General features: G+C 48.2%; 16 protein-coding genes. 7 read left to right on the forward strand and 9 right to left on the reverse strand.

Translation table 11 applies throughout. The features are described 5' to 3' along the window. On the reverse strand, nt 1-995 hold a 995-nt coding region (locus ACN4EK_RS00005), incomplete at its 3' end, for a serine/threonine protein kinase (RefSeq protein WP_431655258.1). Nucleotides 996-1,212: 217 nt separating this feature from the next. Further along, entirely contained in the window at nt 1,213-3,762 is a 2,550-nt protein-coding gene (locus ACN4EK_RS00010; protein WP_431655260.1) for a protelomerase family protein, read from the reverse strand. Between the two features lie 403 nt (nt 3,763-4,165). Here ACN4EK_RS00010 and ACN4EK_RS00015 point away from each other — a divergent pair, with 403 nt between their 5' ends. Both ACN4EK_RS00015 and ACN4EK_RS00020 read left to right on the forward strand, forming a co-directional pair. Then, complete coding sequence (locus ACN4EK_RS00015; protein WP_431655261.1) at nt 4,166-4,603, forward strand: hypothetical protein; 438 nt, start codon at nt 4,166-4,168, stop codon at nt 4,601-4,603. A 246-nt stretch (nt 4,604-4,849) separates the two neighbouring features. Next, a complete protein-coding gene (locus tag ACN4EK_RS00020) occupies nt 4,850-6,082 on the forward strand; it encodes an MFS transporter (RefSeq protein ID WP_431655263.1) in 1,233 nt (410 codons plus the stop codon). A gap of 23 nt (nt 6,083-6,105) precedes the next feature. On the opposite strand, the gene ACN4EK_RS00025 is transcribed toward ACN4EK_RS00020, so the two are convergent. After that, nucleotides 6,106-6,615, reverse strand: a complete 510-nt coding sequence (locus ACN4EK_RS00025) for a hypothetical protein (RefSeq protein WP_431655264.1) — start codon at nt 6,613-6,615, stop codon at nt 6,106-6,108. A gap of 269 nt (nt 6,616-6,884) precedes the next feature. Here ACN4EK_RS00025 and ACN4EK_RS00030 point away from each other — a divergent pair, with 269 nt between their 5' ends. From ACN4EK_RS00030 to ACN4EK_RS00040, 3 genes are all read left to right on the forward strand, one after another. Beyond that, the gene (locus tag ACN4EK_RS00030; RefSeq protein ID WP_431655265.1) at nt 6,885-9,143 is read left to right on the forward strand and encodes a heavy metal translocating P-type ATPase; all 2,259 of its coding nucleotides are present in this window, start codon (nt 6,885-6,887) and stop codon (nt 9,141-9,143) included. 90 nt (nt 9,144-9,233) lie between these two features. Beyond that, nucleotides 9,234-9,470: a hypothetical protein gene (locus tag ACN4EK_RS00035; protein ID WP_431655266.1), complete on the forward strand. Its 237-nt coding sequence runs from the start codon at nt 9,234-9,236 to the stop codon at nt 9,468-9,470. Nucleotides 9,471-9,516: 46 nt separating this feature from the next. Next, nucleotides 9,517-11,862, forward strand: coding sequence for a CHAT domain-containing protein (locus ACN4EK_RS00040; protein ID WP_431655267.1), 2,346 nt, complete (start codon nt 9,517-9,519; stop codon nt 11,860-11,862). 14 nt (nt 11,863-11,876) lie between these two features. Here ACN4EK_RS00040 and ACN4EK_RS00045 read toward each other — a convergent pair whose 3' ends face one another. From ACN4EK_RS00045 to ACN4EK_RS00065, 5 genes are all read right to left on the reverse strand, one after another. After that, nucleotides 11,877-12,629 carry a DUF928 domain-containing protein gene (locus tag ACN4EK_RS00045; protein ID WP_431655268.1) on the reverse strand — a complete coding sequence of 251 codons (753 nt, stop codon included), beginning with the start codon at nt 12,627-12,629 and terminating at the stop codon, nt 11,877-11,879. A 145-nt stretch (nt 12,630-12,774) separates the two neighbouring features. Beyond that, complete coding sequence (locus tag ACN4EK_RS00050; RefSeq protein ID WP_431655269.1) at nt 12,775-13,227, reverse strand: CAP domain-containing protein; 453 nt, start codon at nt 13,225-13,227, stop codon at nt 12,775-12,777. Between the two features lie 82 nt (nt 13,228-13,309). Beyond that, nucleotides 13,310-13,579 carry a hypothetical protein gene (locus ACN4EK_RS00055; RefSeq protein WP_431655270.1) on the reverse strand — a complete coding sequence of 90 codons (270 nt, stop codon included), beginning with the start codon at nt 13,577-13,579 and terminating at the stop codon, nt 13,310-13,312. Between the two features lie 107 nt (nt 13,580-13,686). After that, nucleotides 13,687-14,088: a CVNH domain-containing protein gene (locus ACN4EK_RS00060; protein WP_431655271.1), complete on the reverse strand. Its 402-nt coding sequence runs from the start codon at nt 14,086-14,088 to the stop codon at nt 13,687-13,689. A gap of 51 nt (nt 14,089-14,139) precedes the next feature. Then, nucleotides 14,140-14,433 carry a DUF4278 domain-containing protein gene (locus ACN4EK_RS00065; protein WP_431655272.1) on the reverse strand — a complete coding sequence of 98 codons (294 nt, stop codon included), beginning with the start codon at nt 14,431-14,433 and terminating at the stop codon, nt 14,140-14,142. 341 nt (nt 14,434-14,774) lie between these two features. On the opposite strand from ACN4EK_RS00065, the gene ACN4EK_RS00070 reads away from it, so the two are divergent. Further along, nucleotides 14,775-17,705, forward strand: coding sequence for a two-partner secretion domain-containing protein (locus ACN4EK_RS00070; protein ID WP_431655273.1), 2,931 nt, complete (start codon nt 14,775-14,777; stop codon nt 17,703-17,705). A gap of 59 nt (nt 17,706-17,764) precedes the next feature. Here the strand turns inward: ACN4EK_RS00070 and ACN4EK_RS00075 are convergent, their stop codons facing one another. Continuing rightward, nucleotides 17,765-20,455 carry a CHASE2 domain-containing protein gene (locus ACN4EK_RS00075; RefSeq protein ID WP_431655274.1) on the reverse strand — a complete coding sequence of 897 codons (2,691 nt, stop codon included), beginning with the start codon at nt 20,453-20,455 and terminating at the stop codon, nt 17,765-17,767. 169 nt (nt 20,456-20,624) lie between these two features. Here ACN4EK_RS00075 and ACN4EK_RS00080 point away from each other — a divergent pair, with 169 nt between their 5' ends. Continuing rightward, nucleotides 20,625-21,980, forward strand: a complete 1,356-nt coding sequence (locus tag ACN4EK_RS00080; protein ID WP_431655275.1) for an AAA-like domain-containing protein — start codon at nt 20,625-20,627, stop codon at nt 21,978-21,980. Nucleotides 21,981-22,400: the final 420 nt, after the last annotated feature.

The following is a 22,400-nucleotide window of genomic DNA, read 5'->3' on the forward strand; positions in this document are numbered from 1 at the left end:
AGATGTGTATAAGAGACAGCCCCACCTCCCACCACCCGTTCAAACGCCGCCAGTAAAGTGGCGACCTCTTGCTCCCGTCCATACAGCTTCTCCGGAATCAGGAGGCGATCGCTAACATCCCGTTGCCCCAATTTAAACTCAGTAATTGTCCCGGTTTCCTGCCATTGGCTCAGACAGAGTTCTAAATCATGCTTGAGTCCTAGCGCACTTTGATAGCGATCTTCCGCGTTTTTTGCCATCAATTTGCTGACAATAGCGCTCACCCTGTTGGGTATTTCCGGCTTGAAAGCAGCCATAGAGGGAATGGGCTGAGCAATGTGACAGTGAATTAATTCCATCGGATCAGTAGATTGAAATGGTAACTGGCCGGTGAATAATTCAAACAGAGTGATTCCCAAAGAATAGAAATCGCTGCGGTAATCAATACCCCGATTCATCCGTCCGGTTTGTTCAGGCGAGAGATAGGCGAGTGTTCCCTCTAAACCTTCGGGTGGTTGTAATTCCTGCGTTTCCTGAAGTAACTGCGAAGCTACCCCAAAATCAGTTAACTTCACTTGCCCCGTTCTGGGGTGAATTAAGATGTTGCTGGGTTGAATATCCTTATGGATCACCCGTTGGCAATACAGCCCTTCAAGAATATCCGCAAGCTGAATCGCAATTGTCAGAATCGTTGGTAAAATTTGGGTTGAGTTACACTCAATTAAATTGGCATAATAATTGGATAGGGAGATTAATTCTTCATCTGGCATCACCAGGGCAAGTCCATTCCGATCGCGCTCCAGCGCCAAGGGACGCACAATCCCAGGCAAGTCGAGATAGGTGGCGATCGTATAATGATTGCGGAGACGGATTAAGTCTGACAGACTGGGATAGTCAGGCTTCAGCACTTTGAGAATGACTGGAATGTGGTCGGACTGCCGCTCTCCACGATAGATTAAACTTCTGGAACTCTCGTGGAGTTGTGCCCTGATCTGATAGCCTGGAAGTATGAACATAATGAGCGACGATGCAATCAATCCGGATAAACGTGACCGATCTGGACATTCCCCTTGATCCTAACTAGCCCTACAGGCTGGTACTGAGTAGACCAGCAGAACCAAGAAGATCGGTTAAGGGTCAGCCATTATTCTCTAACCCTAAAAAATAGGGCTTCTCTCAAGATAACGTAATGTGGTCAAACAGATTGATCCGCTGTTTACTATCGCCGCCGATCTATAGGGTGTGATCAAGCTCGCTGTTTGCCTCCCCTAATTCCAGTGTCACCGCTTCTACAATCTTCTCAATGTCAGGATGCCGCCGATTATGCCTGGAGCCAATCTGATGTTTGTCGTGGTGTTGCTCTAATTCAGCTTGCATCTGCTCAAACACGATCGCAACGGTTTTTTGATTCGCTGACAGCCCATTGGATCGCAACAGGGTTTGCAGAACGGGAAATGAAATGTACCACATATCATCAAAGGCTCTGCCCTCCTGGTCATTAAACCGCATAATTGCCTGGATTGCTGTGCGGATATGCTGCAAGGCTTCCTCTTCGGGCATCCGCTTGCGGCTAGGTTTAGGTTTAGCTGGGTCTGGTTGGGGTATTGCCAGTGGCATCGGGGACAACGTGACAATGGGCTGAGGGCTGAGTTGACTTTCTGGAATGACTGCGTCCTTCTCCTCTGGCATACCTGTTTCCATCAAGAGTTGTTTGAAGGTCTGTAACTTAGCCGTAGCCTGATCACGTTCGCGTTTAAGCTGTTGATTCTCCTGCCGCAGTTGCTCCAACTCACTAGAATCTACCTGTGAGTTCACCTGGGCGAGTGCTCGATCGCGCTCCTGGGTGAGAGTCTTGACCTGTTGCTCCAGGATTTCTAATTGTCCGGTAAACCATGCCAGAGTTTTTGCCTGGTCTTTCAAAGCAGCGATCGTGCCTGCATCTTCAGGTGGCATAGTGATCGGTTGAGCCGTCGGTACAGGCTGACCTTGAGCCAGTTGCCCCAAAATCTGGGTGAGTGCTGCCTCATAACTCAGACCCCCTGCCCCGCCTTTGCCCCGGATCGTGATGCCAAAAGTAGCCGCAACGGTTCTCAGGAGATCAGCATCAACCGACAGCGTTTTGCGGCGATGCCGTGACTTGGCTTGGGGGTTTGGCTGGGGAGCGATCGCATCTGCAAACTCCTCTGACATATCGGCATCCTCCACAACTGCGTTCAACAACTCCAACCGATCAATCTGACGTTGCCCTAACTTGATCCCGCGATCGGGATTCACTGTGGCGAATCCGGCTGGCTCTACGGCGGCGATGGTTTGCAAAAACACTGTTTCCTCCACGTCAGGGGGACAGAACCAGTGCAGCGCGATCGCGGCATACACCTCCCGCAATGCTTGGAGCGATCGCACTGGAGCCAAATCCTGAAAGGTTAGATCACAGATTTCCCGTACAGCAGTTTCAAGTTGGGATAGAGGCAATGGTGACAATTGCGCCAACCGCTTCCAGCCAGCAACGACCTGAGAAGCGGTGGTCAACGTCGGTACTTCCCGCCCATCAAGCAGAATGGAGAATGATGATTTTTCCTTAGGATCTGTCTTCAGCAGTGCTTTGACGGGTTGACCTGTCACCAATACCAGCCCAGTGATCACCTCTGCCCATTGCTTGGAAAACAGCAGGCGATCGACAGCTCGATATAGCAGTGCATTAATGGTTCCGGGCTCTAACGACTGGTGAGCAATGGTTGCATCAGCTTCAACGTCAGCCCCTACCTTTCTTTGAAACACTGCCAAAATCTCCACTCCTGGTGTCCCTAGTTTTATCCCTGGTTGTCCTGGCGAACGATCGCAAATCAGGTAATCATCATAGTTTTGCCGTGCCGAGTAATTCGGAATTTTTTGACCATCGTCGGTCAGCTTAAAGTGTCCCTGAATCTCCGCCTTAAAGCGATGATCGGGCACCCAATCCGGTTTGTAATAGTAGGTGGCAATTTCGGCATAAACCGCCCGAAACAGGTGAGTATAGAGCCGATTGCCGGTATCGGTCTCTGCCTCACGCCCCGGCACCAAGTCAAAGAAATGCTGCCGACAGGCATCGGGTACTCCAGAGTACCTGGCATTAATGCGCCGTTTCAGATGGTTATCTGCCAAATTCAGTGCCTTAAGATCCTGAATATTCCAGATCTGTTTGAGATCTTCGATCGCGACTAATACGCGATCAGCAGGAGCTAAGGTGGGAATTTCAAACTCCAGTCCTACCGATCCGCGCCGCTTCACAGCTTCTGAGAACAACAAACTATATGCCGTTTTAGGTCGAAACCGCGAGATCAAAATTTCGCCAATCCGCCGACCTACCAATACTGCCAATCCTGCCGCCATGTCATTGGGAACAGAACTGTCTAACAGGGCGATCGCCCGCCGCACTAATTCATTTGCCTGTTGACTGGAAAAGAACTTATTTTCCCGCGCATTCAGCCGATTTGCCTGTTGATTATTGAGCGCGGTATAGACCTCAGACGACAGCAAGATATAAGGAATTACCGGATGCTGTGGGTCAATGGTTCTGAGGGCATTGGCGATATCTGTCCGTCGATTTTTCTGCTGAGTCGGGGTAATGAGTTTCTTCTCCTCAAACAGGCGATCAATCTGGGCTGCCCACGCTGAGGCCGTTTCCTGCCATTGGGGCATAGCTGTCTGCAAATCCCAAATCTCCGGCAACAAAGTGATCAGTGCCTCTGCCAACCAACCCGTTTTTGCCTGAGCGGCGGCGTGATGAAGGAGAACCGCATCCATAAGCAACTGTAGAAACCATAGATTATTATATTATTGAAGCAATAAACGAACAATAAGAATAAGTTTAGGGTGATAGCGATCGGCGAACTGATCCCGATTTTACTGGTGGATACTGCCGATCAAATTCCTGTGAAGGTGAATGGTGGTTCGCCCCTACCCGATCTGTCGCAATGTACATTTACAGCGATTTTCATTTGGTTAAGCCCCACGATTCCCCACTCCCTACTCCCCACTCCCTACTCCCCATCTTCACTGTGGTCTACGCATTCAAAGGCTGCTGTAATTCAGTATAGGATTAGAACTTCACCCTGTTAGCCAGGGAACTTCTGTCTAGAGCGTGATTTAGCCACTTAGTTAAATGCAGTACAACATAGGATGTTAAATCTTACTGAGACTGTATTTTATGAAGCTAACTTATTGTATTGAACAACTCTCAGTTGTTGGACGTTGGTTGACGAAGGCGCTGCTGGGTTTGGTGGCGATCGCGCTGGTCTGGCAAAGCTCCTTTGGCGTGAATTCGGCAGCAATGGCAGCTCCTGCCCCCTTACTGGCAGCTAACGCCGCGAATCAAGCGCAAGATGCAGCCGACGAGGTGCGTAACCGTTCCAAGGATTTCATCCGCGATACCAAGCATCAGGTTGAAAAAACGGCAAACAGAAATGCCTCCAAGGTTGATCAAGCCGACGATGGCAGCTTCGTTGAGCGTAAAGCCCGCCGCGATCAGGCTCGCATTGAGCGACGGGCAGAGGAAGATGCCTCTCGGACTGAAAAGGCTGTGGATGACTCCATGAATGCAGTTCAGGGGTTCGTTGAAAACATTAAGGATGCTTTTGGCGGCTAAACCGAATTGAATTGGGTTTTCTAGTCAGTTCTTTGCTCCAGGATAGATCTGTTGGTCTGTCCTGGATTTCTATTAGCCGTAGTGACTGGTTTAACAGGACAGGATGCGACGATCGCCCGTATTTTGCGGATCTCTTGGCTCCTATAGGACGGTATCATTTTGGAAAGGTGGCTTAACTCCAGCTTCCTGGTAGATGGTAGGTGAGTCACTTTTGACAGTAGATGTTGTAGAGACGTTACCGAAACATTGAGTTACTTATCCCATACTGAATCCGCCGATCGCGCTATTCGCTTAAAGCAGCATAAACAGCTATTCTCCTTACTCTCGATCGCCGCAGGATTAATTTTTCTTCAGGGATACATGATTGCACCCCTGATCCCCCGTCTGGCAGAAGTATTTAATGTTCCCGTACAGGAAATTGGCTTTATTGTGCCAGCCTATATGCTGTCCTATGCTCTGATGGCATTATTCTACGGTGTCCTATCCGATCGATTTGGTCGCTGGTCAATTATTCGGATTTCGCTAGTGGTGTTTGTGATTTGTACCGCTTTAACAGCTACGGCACAAACGGCGGCACAGATGGCAATGTGGCGGCTGCTAACTGGATTGGGAGCGAGTGGAGTCATTCCCTTAACCTTTGCCTTAATTGGTGATTTATTTCCGTTCGATCAGCGAGGTGGCAAGTTGGGGCTAGTCTTTGCCGCTATGGAAGGAGGCATGGCAGCAGGATCGGCTGGTGGAGCTATGCTAGAGCCATTTGTGGGTTGGCGATCGCTATTTATTGGTACGGCTGGGCTGGCGGCGATCGTGCTTTGGCGGCTGCATCGGTATGGAGCCTTATTTGATACACCTAAAGTGAATAAATTACCCGGTCTGCGCCAGATCTTTAGGGGATACAGCCAAATTTTGGCGACGGTGCGGGGGCTGCGAACCTATGCCTATGTGTTGTGGAATGGCATTTACCATTCTGGAGTCTATACCTGGCTAGGGTTATATTTATCCCAACGCTATAACATGGATGCATTCAGCATTGGGTTGAATATTTTGGGATATGGTATTCCCGGACTGTTGCTCAGTTCCCTGATTGGTAAAGCAGTGGATCGGTGGGGACGGCGTTGGCTCATCCCCGCAGGCTTAGTCATGGCTGCACTAGCTGGAATCGGCATGATTTTCGAGATTCCGGCAATCGGTACGACGATCGCAGTGCTGATTTTGTCGTTGGGGTATGACCTGACTCAACCATTGTTTGTCGGCATTGTTACTGATCTGGGCGATGACAACAGCTTAGGGCAAACGATGGGTCTGAAGGTATTTACTCTGTTTACCGGGTTTGGGGTTGGTAGCCTGGTATTTGGCGAAATTCTCCACTTTGGGTTTGTACCAGCTTTAGCGATTTTTGGCGGCATTCAGCTCATCACAGGGTTACTTGCCGTTCCCCTATTCTGGCAGGAAGTGCCCGCCCAATTGCGTCGGGAGTAACGATTATTCTCTGAATCAGTCAATCAGGCAACGCCATCATCGATCGCTCCGTAGCCAAAGCCCAGTGTGCCTTCATGGTGATATTCCATACACCACCCTGCCTCAGGTTCTAAAATCCAGGTATCCCAATCATAGGTAAATAGGGCGAGGGCGTTCTGCTGCACCACGGATAGTGGCATCTGCAAAATGGGATTGCGGGCATTAAACCAAACCAGCGTAATCACTGGATCACCTAATTCAAACTGCTGACAAAGCTGCTCGAATAACATGACTAACTGAAGATTCTTAGGACACTGCACACAAATACTACCGGGAACGGCTGCCCAGTCAATTTGTGACCATTGCCAGGGAAAAGCGTGTTTTAACCACTCTACGCAGTCGATCGCCTGTGAATCGTCCGGCAGCAGCCAGGTACAGCGTTCGATCGCAATCCCTAATTGGGCGATCGTTTGTTTAGCCAGTTGGTGATCTTGCTGTTGTTTGAGCTGCCGAAGTTTTTGCCGCAGTTGTGCTTGTCGGGTTGTTCTATCCATTCATTGTTTGACCTGGAATGCACTCGCCTCCTCCTGATTACGGTAGCATTTCTTCTGTGCAGATACTATTCCCCATCGAACTACCCCCAATCCCTACTTCTGGTAATCCATTGGTGCAGGGGGACAGGGTTATCTCTCTGTCTTTCTTTATACAAAAAAACAGTAATTCAAAATTTTCTACAAAAAATAATGAGTTATCCCTTGACTCTCCAGCCGTCTGGAGCCTTCAAGATGACATTAAGCCATTGAGATAATTCAGGAGTTGAACAATGCTTCTCCGTACCACCTTGAAACTCAGAGGCATGAGTTGTGCATCCTGTGCTAATAATATCGAAGCCACAATTCGCTCTATTCCTGGTGTTTCAACCTGTAGCGTCAACTTTGGCACTGAACAGGCATCTGTCAGCTATGATCCTGGTAGAACAGACATTACCACGATTCAAGCTGCGGTTGATGCTGCTGGATATGCGGCTTATCCGCTGCCAGATGATGTCCTGGCTACCGAAGATGATGCCGAACGACGAGAACGTCAGGCGGAACATCAACGGTTAACCCAGCGAGTCTGGGTGAGTGGCATTCTGAGTGCTATTTTGGTGATCGGTTCGTTACCTGCCATGACGGGATTAGCGATTCCGGGTTTTCCCCTGTGGTTGCATGATCCCTGGCTGCAATTGGTGCTAACGGCTCCCATTCTCTTCTGGGCAGGTAGGGAATTCTTTATCAATGCCTGGAAAGCTTTGAAGCGGCACACCGCCACCATGGATACGCTAGTTGCAGTGGGCACAGGCACAGCCTATCTGTACTCTCTCTTTCCTACCCTATTGCCCCAATGGTTTGTAGCGCAGGGACTCCGACCCGATGTGTATTTTGAAGCGGCAGCCGTGATTATTGCCTTGCTGTTGTTAGGCAGACTGTTGGAACACCGAGCCAAAGGGCAGACCTCAGAAGCGATCCGGAAACTAATAGGTTTGCAAGCCAAGACAGCCCGAGTCATTCGTGATGGTCAAGCAGTAGATATTCCGATCGCAAACGTGGTTTTAGGCGATATCATTCTGGTTCGTCCGGGTGAGAAAATTCCCGTAGATGGCGAAATTGTTGAAGGTGGCTCAACGATCGACGAAGCGATGGTAACGGGGGAAAGTCTGCCCGTCAAAAAGCAACCGGGGGATGAGGTGATTGGTGCCACCATGAATAAAACAGGTAGCTTTCAATTTCGGGCGACCCGCGTTGGTCAGGATACGTTCCTCGCCCAAATCGTCAAACTGGTGCAGCAAGCCCAAGGTTCCAAAGCGCCGATTCAACGGCTTGCCGATCAGGTCACGGGATGGTTTGTGCCTGCTGTAATTGCGATCGCGATTCTCACCTTCATTCTGTGGTTTAACCTCATGGGTAACGTGACAATAGCATTGATTACGACTGTAGGAGTGCTGATTATTGCCTGTCCGTGTGCGCTCGGGTTAGCCACGCCAACCTCGATCATGGTCGGTACAGGGAAAGGAGCAGAGCATGGCATTTTAATCAAAGGCGCTGAAAGTCTGGAATTAGCTCACAAGTTGCACACGATCGTATTGGATAAAACGGGCACGATTACCCAAGGCAAACCGACTGTAACGGATTACCTCACGGTAAATGGCACAGCCCATCAAAATGAACTGAAACTATTGCGATTAGTCGCGTCCGTCGAACAGAATTCAGAACATCCGTTAGCCGAAGCCGTCGTGCAGTATGCTCAGTCTCAAGAGGTGGAGTTCACCAGCCCGCAGGAGTTTGCCGCGATCGCTGGCAGTGGGGTGCAAGGCTATGTCTCCGATCGCCTGGTGCAAATAGGTACCCATCGCTGGATACATGAGTTAAATATTGATACCAGCCGTTTGCAACCCCAATGGGATCACCTGGAATCCCTCGGTAAAACCGTGATTTGGATCGCTGTGGATGGCAAAGTTGAAGGCATTATGGGAATTGCCGATGCCGTCAAACCCTCGTCTGTACAGGTGATTCGCACTTTGCAAAAGTTGGGGTTAGAAGTGGTGATGTTGACCGGGGATAACCAGCGCACTGCCAATGTGATTGCCCAGGAAGTGGGGATTCAGCGCGTCTTAGCGGAAGTTCGTCCGGAGCAAAAGGCAACCACCATTGCGGCGATTCAGGCTGAAGGGAAGGTGGTTGCGATGGTCGGAGATGGCATTAACGATGCCCCTGCCCTGGCTCAAGCGGATGTCGGGATCGCGATCGGAACGGGCACCGATGTTGCGATCGCAGCCAGTGATATCACATTGATCTCTGGAGATCTTCAGGGCATTGTCACCGCCATTCAACTCAGTCGCGCCACCATTCGCAACATCAAACAAAATCTCTTTTTCGCCTTCATTTACAACATTGCCGGAATTCCGATCGCCGCTGGGATTCTCTACCCAGTGTTTGGTTGGTTACTCAACCCAATTATTGCTGGGGCAGCAATGGCATTTAGTTCAGTGTCAGTTGTGACGAATGCCCTAAGATTACAAAATTTCAAACCCGTTGGTAGTTAGTCATCGGTATGAGGTCATCACCATATCCAAACTAGTTGTAGATCTTGTGATTTCGGCTAGTATTGCCAAAACTATTGAGGAGAAATGCCAATGATCAAGTCATCAGCCGTATGCGGTAGCATTGCTACAGTGAGTGTATTGTTAGGAATCACCTCTAGCGGAGCGATCGCCCAAATGTCCCATGAAATGCCGTCCACTGAGCCAACCGGAGAATTTCACCGGATCGACCAGCCCCTGTGGGTCAAGGGAGCCGTGACGGTAGGTGGCTTAGGACTGATTGGGCTGGAGTTATGGTGGTTCGTCTTTAATCACCCTAGATCTGAATGAGGCGGCATGCTCCGCTTGAGTCAAACTGAAGTTGCAGGTCAGCAATATGTCTAAGCCAACCATGCTGAATATATTGTCATTGGGAACTCTGATGGCGTTCATCAGCACGATGCCTATGATGGCAAATTCCGTCTCCGATCGCCCCCCTCCTGCCCTGGTGCGGGCCCAAACATTGAACCAACAGGGAGTGCATGAATGGGAACGGGGACAGGCTGAGGCCGCACTGGCAACCTGGCAACAATCAGAAGCCGCCTATGTAGCTGCCAGAGATGAGACGGGTCAATTAGGCAGTCAACTGAATCAAGCTCAGGCATGGCAAACCCTGGGACAATACCGCCGTGCCAGAACCCTATTAGAGCAAATCAATACGCGATGGCAAACTCTACCCGATTCCGCTCTAAAAGCCCAGAGTCTCGAAAGTTTGGGAGTCACCCTATTGCGGATTGGTGATTTGTCTGCCAGCTACAAAACGCTACAGTCCAGTTTAGCGATCTCCCAGGCATTGAACTTAGATGTAAGTCGGACATTACTGGCATTAGGTAATGTTGCGAGAGGCAAAAAAGACCATCAAATTGCTGATCCAGCAACCACTGAATCGGCGATCGTATTTTATCAACAAGCCGCCGCCGCTGCATCGAATCCGTTAATTCGGTTACAAGCACGATTGAATCTATTTAGCCTTTTCGTTGACGGTGGTCAATTTCTGCAAGCCACTCCTTTATTGCCCGAAATTCAATCGTTGCTCACAGAGTTACCACCGAGCCGAGCCACGGTCTACGCCCAGGTCAATCTGGCGGATAGCTTGATCAAGATGGGTTGGCGTGAACCAACATTATCAACTATGTCAACTCCGGCAGCGATCGCTCCACTATTGGCGAATGCAGTGCAACAAGCGAGAAGTTTGCATGACTCTAGAGCCGAAGCTTACGCCCTGGGGCAACTCGGACATCTTTATGAACTGTCCCAGCAATGGTTAGAGGCTGAGCGTGTCACCAAGCAGGCACTCCAGATTGCCGACGCGATGCAGGCACAGGATATTGCAGTCTCCTGGCAATGGCAATTAGGGCGAATTCTCAAACAGCAAGGACGCACTCCGGCGGCGATCGCCGCTTATCAACAGGCTGTTGCTACTCTGGCAAAATTACGCGGGGATTTAATTGCCATTAATCCAGAAGCACAATTTTCCTTTCGGGAACAGGTAGAACCGATCTATCGCCAATTAGTGCAACTTTTATTAGAGGACAGCCCAACTCAGGCGGATCTGCAACAGGCACGATCGGTGATTGAAGCCTTGCAACTGGCGGAACTGAATAACTTTTTCCGTGAAGCCTGTTTAGATGCGAAACCGCAACAAATTGATCAGGTAGATACCAATGCCGCCATCATCTATTCGATTATTTTGCCCGATCGTTTAGCAGTCATTCTCTCACTCCCGCAGCAACCGCTACGCTATCACTTTACTGATCTGGCTACACTATCCCAGCATCACTCTAGCACCACCAGTGTTGTGAATCAGGTCTTTGACGATCTGTTTGCAACTTTAAATCCATTTGTCACGCCTCAAGAGCCGCTACGTGCCAACCAACAATTGTATGATTGGCTGATTCGCCCGATCGCCGCCGATTTAACCAACAGTCAAGTGAAGACATTGGTGTTTGTGTTAGATGGTGTCCTCCAGGGTGTCCCACTGGCTGCCCTGCATGACGGACAGCAGTATGTCATTGAAAATTACAGTATTGCTCTAACTCCAGGCTTACAATTGTTGCCACCGCGATCGCTGCCCCCAGACCAACTAGGAGCGTTGGCAGGAGGGTTATCGGAAGCTCGTCAAGGCTTTTCGGCATTGCCCGGTGTAGCCGCAGAGATGCAACAGATTGCTAAAATTGTACCAACGAATATTTTATTAAATCAGTCCTTTACACAGACTGAATTGGCAAACCAGTTGAATTCTGTCACCTCACCGATCGTGCATCTGGCAACACATGGTCAGTTTTCTTCCCAGGCTGAAAATACCTTCTTGCTCACCTGGGATGGACGCATTCAAGTGAAGGATTTGGATCAATTATTGGAAAACCGCGATCGCCAACAACGCCAACCGATTGAACTATTGATTTTAAGTGCTTGCCAAACGGCTGTAGGAGATCGACGCGCTGCCTTGGGATTAGCTGGAGTTGCGGTGCGTTCGGGTGCCCGCAGTACGATCGCCACCCTCTGGTCAGTGCAAGATCACTCCACCGCAGACTTGATCACTCAATTTTATACGGCGCTGAAACAACCTGGGATCAGCCGCGCCGAAGCCCTGCGACAAGCCCAACTCTCATTACTGCGATCGCCTGAATATCACCATCCCTATTACTGGTCACCCTTCGTCTTAGTTGGAAATTGGCAATAGAAAATTGTCAAGTGTTAGTGGAGGGGCATTGTGGCAATCTCCCCTAATCCCACTTCCGACTGGGCTAAGAACTCTGCCCAAATTTGGGTTAAGGTCGAATCATGGGGCTGCGCTCGGTATGCTTCTGCTAACGTGGTCAGGGCATCATACCAAATGCCTTGCTCACCGTATAACGCTGCCCGATCTAACGGCGCTTCTGGAGGCTCGATCGAGGGTGATGGCAACACTCGACGCATCCAAGCCGTCACCACCGGATCATTTGGACTGGGACGATCGCCACACACCAGCACCACTGCCCATTGATACGATTTACCAACCTCTAAAGCAGGGGCAGTCGCCGCCACCTGAATTCCCATTACCCCAGCCTCCCCAGTAATGGGTAGAAAGCTTTGCGAATGTGGCAGATTACCCGCCTCTCTAATACTCAAAACAAGCTGCCGTGCGGATGTTTTTGGCAAATACACCCACAGAGTAGGACGTTCTGCCCAGGTTAACCCAAATTGCTGACTGGGAACAAGCGCTGTCAACGCTAGCGGCTGAGTGATGGTGTCCTGAGCACAGGTGCGATCGTTGCGCGATCCCGCCCCCCGAGTCGTTGGTGGTTGCCCACTCCCGGCTGGTTTGAATAACACCTGAGGACTTAGCTTTTGGCTCTGCTCAAGATCATGAGTTGAAACCTGAACAATCCTTTCTGTAGCTTGTGAAAATGTGGTTCCAGCCAGCGCTAGGAGAATAGACACCAACACAAACAATAGTTGAAGAGGCATAATCAACATTCCTTGGCAACCCTTCACAGCATCATACAGTGGTACCAGTAGATGTTGATTATGCTTAGCAGGAGAATTTTGAAATGATTGCCAGTTAAACAATTTCAGAACAATACAGTTTAGGAATCAAAAGATTGTTCAAAATTCAACTTGCAATTAACTCTTGGGGATTTGGATGCCCTAATAGTAGAACCCAGTAATGAGAGTCATTTGTGTGAGGCGACTGCAAAACATACCCTATACCAGCCTCTTTGTATTTTTCATTGAGCATGTTTTCTCGGTGTCCAGAGCTATTTAGCCATTGCTCAAATACTGCCTCTATATGCTCATTGCCAGATGCAATATTCTCACCAACAAATGAAGACGGATAACCGGCTTTTTCTGCACGATTAATAGCTGAAGACCCATTCAGACATGTATGACTAAAATAATTATTACGAGCCATGTCCTCAGCATGCGTCTGAGCAGCTACACACAAAGATGTAGACAATTCAAGCAGATGTAGATTTGCCTGCTGTCTAAATCCATTAATAAGATTTAGCAAGCTTAAGCGATAATCATCAGAAGCCTCGGAAGAGACGTGAAGGACATCTGTCATGATGTATTCTCCTAACTAATGCAATGTGCTTTAACTTTGTCTAGTCAACCATAAACAAACTGAATCAAGAAGGATTTGTTAATTAGCTACTATAAAACTTGCCATAGAATTTAAGCAAGCCAATTAAAGCTGCCACTATCAAAAATCCCCCAGTTGTAGATTCTAAATTCACCTTTAAGCCCATAAACTCAATTCCACTCTTCTCAGAACGGCTTCCCATTCTTAGGAGCTTATAACCAAATAAGCCAAAAACAAGTGGAATGATAACTGCACCCAAAGTTGTTATTAGCCCAGCAGCTTTATCAGCCGGAGTATCGTATTGTTGTGCCAAAAGCACACTGATTAGTTGCATATAGCCTCTCTAGTTTTAGTAGTTTGTAGGTTGGGCTAATGTAGTAAAACAGTGTTAACACCTTTTTAGATTTCCTGCATTTTACCCAACCTACAAAGTTTGGCTACCTAATAGGTTAGATTACCATCGCTATTATTGATTCCTAGCAATGTGACAGAGGATTGTTGGTTTTCGCCATTACCTGTACGGCAAGAAGCAGATAGTTGATCCCCACTAATACTGATACCTGTACATGTGCGGTTGAATGTGCTTGCTTCCCTAATTGTGCTTTGCACAAGTTGCCCGTTGCGATTATGAATGCCTCTAATAGTAATAGATGTGCGCTGATTACTCCCATTCTTTTTAATACAAGTTGCTGATAATTGAGCACCACTGATTGAAATATCTGTACAACTTGTAGCAAAGGTACTTGGTCTCTGTGCATTTGTTGGCTGATGGAAGACGCTTACCGAAAGTGCCAACATAGCAGTTGAGGCAGAAAATTTAATCCAGTTCATTACCTTATTCATGGAATGTCACTCCTTAAAATTGTGGTTTTGGTTGTACTTACCTAAATGAGGTTATGGTTTTCCAGAAACAGCTATAGTGGAGGGGTAGAATGTAGCAACAGCCTGCGGTAGTGCTATGGAATAGGTGGCTCTACGATACATTAATTCATGTTTCGCTAAAGTAGCCTTTTCTAAGCCGTCTTGAACCTGAATCGAGGATTGGTTATCAGAAAGATGTGGCATTAACAAATACTGACTACCACGATAGGTAAGTACGACAATAGAGAAACTTCTCGATTTAGATTGAGAACCTTGAATCAGAGAGTGAGTAGGGTTATAGCGAACGCCACGATAGCAAAGCTGCATACAAGTGCCTCCTTAGATGAATAACTGGACATCATCGATCGCCGTGATTTCTGTTACGCAACACTCATCGCTTTGATGCTGCCTATCTTGTCAGTTCATTTCAGTTCTGCAAATCCATAAACCTCATGGAAACCCCATTGAAAATCCCATACAGAACCTCATAGGGACTGAGCAATGAAGCTTGTTTTTAAATTTACGTGAATATTTCACCCTTTGGTAGGATGCGGATTTAGAAAAAGTTCACTATTTTGCCCTCAGTCTACTGGGGTTTGGGAAGCCGATACTAAGGGATTAAAAGTATGGTTCAGCCGTGGAGTGCCGGGGTTAGGTATTGGGTAGGTATGACAGTGTTCACTGGCATCAATCTATATCCTATGTTGCCAGGTCATGCTCAGATGATCAGAGATAACAGCCTGGGAGCAGAAAATTCGGAGGTTATCCTAAATGCCAATCTGGGTGGGCAACCAGTTGATTTGATTAACGGAGGGTCACGTCGCGGTGCTAACCTATTTCATAGTTTTCAAGAGTTTAATGTTGGCAATTTACAGCGAGTTTACTTTGCCAATCCTGTTGGTGTGGAGAACATCCTGACACGGGTAACGGGTAATAATCCCTCAAATATTCTGGGGACACTGGGTGTCTTAGGTGCAGCTAATCTGTTTTTGATTAATCCTAGAGGAATTTTATTTGGTGCGAATGCTACTCTAGACCTGCGTGGTTCTTTTGTAGCTAGTACAGCGAGTAGTATTAAGTTGGCGGATGGTACAGAATTTAGCGCTACTGAACCTGCTGGAGTACCGTTGCTAACAATCAGTGTGCCGATCGGGCTGCAATTTAACGGAGGCGAAGGAGATATCGTCGTGCAGGCAGGTCAACCTCCTACTCCTAATCACCCGTTTATTGAAGTTGATGATGCAGGGCAACTTCCAGGGACTGCTCAAGTTGTTAACAGTTCAACTTCTGAAGTACCTTTTGATGCGATCGCTGGCACTCTCAACACGGTTAGCGATGTGGACTTGTATCAACTGTTTTTGCCTGAAGGGCAACCTTTTACAGCCAGTACAGTGGGTCGCACTCATATCAATACACAGTTATTTTTGTTCGATCGCAATGGCTTAGGTTTATTGGCTAACAATGACAGCGTTGGATTTCAATCCACTCTTCCGTTATACCAACCCTTTATTCCTGCTACTTCAGGAACTTATTATCTTGGTATTTCTAGCTATGCGATTAATCCGTACAGTTCACAAGGTGCAATTTTTAATTCTGCGGATAACTTAGTCAATCCAGGCGCAACGCTACCGTTAAGCCAGTGGAATGGGATTGCTGGGCCAACTATCCGTCCGAATAGCGGAGCTTACACCATTACACTCAACTCCCGACAGGAGGGGCTACAGGTTCCGTCTGGTAGAACCTTGGCACTCGTAGGCGGTCATATCAGTCTCGAAGGTGGAAGATTACAAGCTCCGGGTGGTCGGGTAGAATTAGCGGGGGTGACTGGAGCAGGTGTTGTGGGATTAACCCAGCTTGGGCAAGTGTTGCAACTGCATGTTCCAGATCAACTGGCAAGAGCTAATGTGACGTTAACGGATAATGCTCAGGCAAATGTTAGCGCAGGGAACGGTGGTAGTATAGCTATTCATGCCAGCACTCTGGATATGACGACAAGTAGTTTGCTAGCAGGAATTGCTCCTAGATTGGTTGCAAATGGTTCAAGGGCAGGGAGTATTGACATCAACGCGACAACGGCGATTCATCTTGAGTCCAGTAGTATTACTACTGATGTATTCCCTCAAGCGATCGGTGACGCAGGAAATATCAATATCACTACAGGGTCACTGTCCGTAGTTAATGGCTCTGGTTTGTATGCCAGAACTTTTGGAGCAGGGAATGCCGGTGATATTGGGATTCAGGCTCGTGATGCTGTGACTTTTGACTACGCACTTGCTGTGAACGTAGTAATGCCAATGGCTCAGGGGCAAGGTGGAAATATCCGCATTACCGCTACCGATCTGTCACTGAAAAATATTGCTCAACTAGCTGCTCTGACCCAGGGTAAAGGGGATGCAGGCAATATCGAAATTAATACCTCTAACACCATTCACTTTGATGGTAGTGACGGTTTGTTTAGCAGCGCTGTCTTTAGTTCGGTTGGAGATAGCTCACCCGTGGGAAGTATGGCTCAAGGGCAGGGCGGAGATCTGCACATTATATCTAGATCTGTGGCAGTCACTAATGGAGCTAGATTGGTTGCTAACACGTATGGTCAAGGAGATGCGGGTAATATAGTAATTCAGGCTCATGATTTTGTCCGCTTCGATAGAAATAGTGGTGCATTTAGCGGTGTAGCGCCAACTGGAATTGGTGATGGCGGTAACATTAGTATTTATAGTGGATCGCTGTTGTTAGCAAATCAGGCACAACTGGGAGTTAGTAGCGCAGGTTTCGGCAATGCAGGCTCATTAACGATTGTAGCCGATACAATTAAGCTAGATTACCAAGGGAAAATTAGTGCTGACACCATAAGGGGTGGTGGAAATATTACCCTACGATCGTCTCTACTTACCCTGCGTCGCCACAGCAATATCACAACGAATGCCACAGGTGCAGCAACAGGTGGAAACATTAACATTAATGCTAATTTTATTGTTTCAGCCCCCAATGAAAACAACGACATTATTGCCAATGCGTTTCTGGGGTCTGGGGGAAAGATTACGATTTCAGCGCAGGGACTTTTCTGGTTTAATTTACGGACTCGTCAGGAATTACAACGCTTACTGAACACCAGCAATCCGGCTGAACTCGATCCGCGTCGCTGGCTAACCAATGATATTACGGCGTTCTCTCAGGCAAACCCCACGATCGATACAGGTAGCGTGACTATCCGCACTCCAGATCTTGACCCAACTCAGGCAATTAATGCTTTGCCAACGGAGTTTTCTGATCCGAGCCAATTGATCGCAGCGACCTGTCCGGCAGATCAGGGTAGTTCCTTTGCCATTACGGGACGGGGTGGTTTACCGGAAGACCCTCGGCAACCGTTGATAGGGCAGATAGTCTGGCAGGACGATCGACCAGGGGAGGGAGATCGGGAGGTGGGGAGATGGGGGGATCGGGAGGAGGAGCCATCCAATGGGGGGAGAGCATCGATCGTGGAGGCGCAAGATTGGATGGTAGATCGTACAGGCACAGTGATTTTGGTGGCTCGGCAGCCTCACACTCAACGGCTAATGGGGTTTGAGCCTCTATCCTGTGCCATGTCTAAACCTTAATCACCAGCTTTTCATCTCTGTAGGGCATATTGGCAATAACGAGTGAACTAATTTTGTCGTTACTGTTGTCTACTCAGTTGGCGATCGATCACGACCTGATGTTCTTTCGTTTCCGATTGCTTTAAATACTCGATCGCGATCCGTCCGGTCGTGGGATAGTCTCGCTGGGCATCTAACAGCAATGCCAACGTGCGTTGAAACCGCAGGCGATCCCGTTGCTTGTCGGTAGCGATGATGATGGCGATCGTGGTGAGCCACAGCCCTAGCAGGGTTGGTACTATAGGAATCCACCACCCGGCTAAAAATAGTCCATAACTGCCGCCGATCAGTCCACCACTAATCAATAAAATGCCGATGCCTAACTGCCACGGCGATCGCAATGCCCAGCCTATGACTGCGCCAACACCAGACCATAGCAACACCCAGAGCCACTCGATTGGATCAGACCAGACTTGAAGCAGTGGTCGTCCCTCCAGTGCCGCACTGATCAGTTGACTGACAATATTGGCATGGAGGGTTACGCCATTAATTAGGGGTACCGAATTGAACCAGCCGCCGTTATAGGGAGTCCGGAAGCGATCGTCGATGCTTTCGGCAGTGTAGCCAATCAGCACAATGCGATCGTGGAATAATTCAGCCGGAATCTGGCGATTCAGAACTTGCCGCAATGAAACCGTGAGAAAATTTGCCTCAGTTCCGCGAAAGTTCAGCAAAATCTGGTAACTCTGTCCGACTTGAGCATTGATATAGCCACCATCCTGCGGCTCAAATCGCTCGAAAATGGCTTTCCCTAGCTCAAATCGTCGCCCCTCTGGATCTAATTGCTTCAGGCTGAATCCCTCAAACTCTAGATAAGGTAGGGCTAGCTTAACCGCCAAACTATAGTTGGGCGTAGCTTCGTTGCCAACAGACAACAATGCCCGCCGTACCTTACCATCAGCATCTTCAATTTGATCGGCAAATCCCACTTGTTGTTTTTGATGCAAAATCGGAGGGGGTGCCACCCGACTACCTACCACTTTCTCAATCCCAAATAAGTTTGGTGTGACTTCAAACACCTTTGCTAAATCTGTATATCCCGGTTGAACGGGTAAATCGCGATAAATATCCAGCCCAATCACTCGTGGTTTCTGCGCCTGAATGGCTTTAAGTGCCTGCGCCAACACTTGATCGGGCATTGGATGTCCAACTTGGGTAATATCCTGTTCGTCGATCGCAACAATAACGATGCGTTGATCCGTGGGTTCTAGCGATCGCCAGCATACAAACTGATCAAAACCATGTAATTCCAGTCCTTGCAGCAGTCCTAAGCCGCGCAGCAGCAAAAGCGTCACCGTCATACTCAATGTCATACCAGGTAGCCAACGCCAACTAATGCGCCGTTTTTTCACATCCTGACTGGCACGTTTCCGGGCAACCGCTAACATCTGGCTTGCCTGTTCCACAGCTTCCAGAGCGGTTTGCGCTTCTCGTTTCGCCAAGTCCTGACTCGCTCCTAAAAATTGATAATCCTCATGGCTTAAGCGTTTTCCCAATGCCCAGGTCAAGGCATCTTGTAACCTCTGCCCCCGCAACAAATAGGATTCATCACGGTTGCCAGCCGTGATCCAGGCATTGAGGGATGTGGCGTAGGGACGCAACTGCGCCAGTTGTTGACGCACCCAATTCAGATTAAATACAGCTTGATAAATCGGATTCTTGACCACCAGATTCCCTTGCTGCTTGATCACTAGACCAGCCAGCAAGAGTTCAAGTTGTTCACGACTACCATCAAACTCTACATTGCCATCCTGAAGAATCTGCTGATAAATGCCGAACAGCCTCCCGATGAACTGGGGATTGTTCAGCAGGCGATCGCGGATCGTGCGCAAATGTTCTGGCTCATCTTGAAATTCCCAGGCTTGAATCACATACTCCTGAATCAGTTGGGCAATATGATCCTGATCAGCGATCGGGGCGGTTAAATTGGGATGTTCCACCATTAACTGACAGATTTTTTGCATCAAGAACGGTTGTCCCCCTGTCCAGTACAGCACCTCTTGTAAGGCAACCTGGGGATCATGCACAGAGCCGACTAACCCCAGCGCTAGGGATTGGGCATCAGCCGCCTGGAAGCCAGACAAATCGATCGCCCGACCCACGTTGAAGGGGGTTCGCTGAGGATCGGTCATCAAATCGGATGGGGTTGCCACTCCAAGTAAGGCAAACGTCAGGCGTTGATAGGCTGGCTTTAGACTGCGGCGGTTATAGCAGGCACGAATCAGGGCAAAGAAATCATTCAAAGAAAAATCTAAGCCGCGAATACTATCCACTTCATCTAGAAACAGCACTAATTGAGGCTGAGGTTGTTGTTGGCTACCCACTTCGACCAACAATACTTCTTCAATCAACTGCCCTAATCGTTGGACTGGTGAGGTATCCTGCCGTTCATGCCACCATTGTTTCAGATTAATTGTGCGGCAGAGTTCAAAGGCTTGCCACAACTCAAAGGCAAATCCTTTATACCACTGTGCTGGAGTCAGAGTTTCGCTGCCAATGCGGGACAGATCGATCGCGGCACAGGCAACCCCATCCTGTTGCAGTTGATGGAACACTCGCACCATCAAGCTAGACTTACCCATTTGGCGGGCATTAAAGACATAACAAAACTGACCACGACTTAACACGCGGTACAGATCTGCATCGGCTTGCCGCCTCACATAATAGGGATGATCGGGGCTGAGGCTACCACCAACCTGATAATGGCTCATAGCGAGAAATTAGATGACTTTGTGGCATCAGATTCAGCCACGCTTCAATTACATAACGCTGTGCTTTTAGATCGGGCAATCCCCTAAATCTCATGAGATACCTCATAGAAAACCCTATTCTATGCTCTAGAATGCCTTCAGCATCGATTTGATCGCAGATTAATCTCTCATGAATGTGGATACCCTCGTCGAGAGGCTGAACCAGACATTAATCGCCCATCAGCAACGTCCCCTCAATTCAGTGGAGACGCTATTATTGCAGGGAATCTGGCAGTATCAAACCTATAACCAAATTGCGGCAGCCGTTGGCTATAGCCCAGGGTATTTAACCAATGTTGTCGCGCCAGAACTACTGCATCGACTCTCGGCACTACTGGGGCAACGGTTGACGAAGAAAAACTGTCGCCTCTTGTTGGAAGATTACATTACCTCTCAAGCTAGCAGCAATTTCCAACTATCCCCTCGATCGCCTACCCTGATGACCAATTCCGAGCAAGCGATCGCGCCTGCATTTCCCAGTGGTCCGATCGCGATCGAGTCACCATTTTACATTGCCCGTCCTCCAATTGAAACTCAAGTCTGCGAGGAAATTAGCAAACCAGGTGCTTTAGTCCGGATCAAAGCGCCTAAGGAAATGGGTAAAACGTCTTTATTACTCCAGGTGTTGCATCATGCCGAGCAACTCGGATATCGAACGGTTTATCTCAATTTAGAGCAGATCGATCAGGCTATTTGTGCGGATCTACAACGCTTTCTGCGAAGCCTCTGTGCTAGTGTGACTCGGCAATTGCAACTTGACCCTCAATTAGATGACTACTGGGATGATGACATTGGTAGCAAAGTGAGTTGTACGCTTTATTTTCGACAACATTTATTAGAGCAAATTTCGACTCCGATCGTGCTCGCCTTAGATGAATTAAATCAATTATTTGAGCATCGTCATGTTGCCAAAGATGTGTTACCGTTACTGCGTTCCTGGTATGAAGAAGCCAAACGGATACCGATCTGGCAAAACCTGCGATTGATCATGGCTCACTCTACCGAGGTCTATGTCCCCCTACAATTGCATCAGTCCCCGTTTAATGTTGGTTTAGCCACACAGCTTGGAGGATTTACGATCGAGCAAGTGCAACAACTGGCTGAATGTTATGGATTACACTGGAGCGACGACTCTGCCCAACAATTAATGGCGATCGTCGGTGGTCATCCAGCACTGATTCATACCGCTCTGTATCATCTGAATCGTAACAAACAAACCCTCAGCCAATTATTAGCAACCGCCTCGACTCCTACAGGGATTTATCATCATCATTTACACCGTCACTGGATCGTACTCCAACAACAGCCGGCATTATGCCATGCTTTTCATATACTCGTGAATACACATGCGCCTATCTATTTAGAATCTAACCTGGTACATCAGCTGCACAGTATGGGGTTAATCCATCAGGTGGGATGCGAAGTGACTGTAAGCTGTGAATTATATCGCCAGTATTTTCAGATGAAACCGTTAACGATCAGGTAGGGCAATAAGATTCTATGAAGGTAACCTTTGGTGCTTCTAATGCCTACCGGGATTTCCCACTAACGTAAATCCTGCCCAATAGTAGGATGGGAAAATCTAAATTCAGCATGAGTAGCTAAACGGACATTGATTCAGCATAGATAAAGTGCCCAGCGAATAAACAAAGCCTGTACAACCCATATAGCCCTTCTCCTACTCCGGCGCAAACATAAAGTGGTAGTGATCAGTTAGGTACGTTCTTCAAACAAATCAATGAGTTTAGCAGAACCAGTTGATCCTTCAAAAGTGTATTATTTTTCAAGTTTGACCATTAGTAGTCTGCGTCATTCTGCGTTGATTCTGTCGCGCTGCCTAGTCAACTCTTTTTCGTGTTCAAGCAATGTTCAACGAGCAGTCAGCCACTCATCTGTTTCGACAATC

This window comes from Pantanalinema rosaneae CENA516, from assembly GCF_050753385.1.
Lineage (GTDB): Bacteria > Cyanobacteriota > Cyanobacteriia > Leptolyngbyales > Leptolyngbyaceae > Pantanalinema > Pantanalinema rosaneae.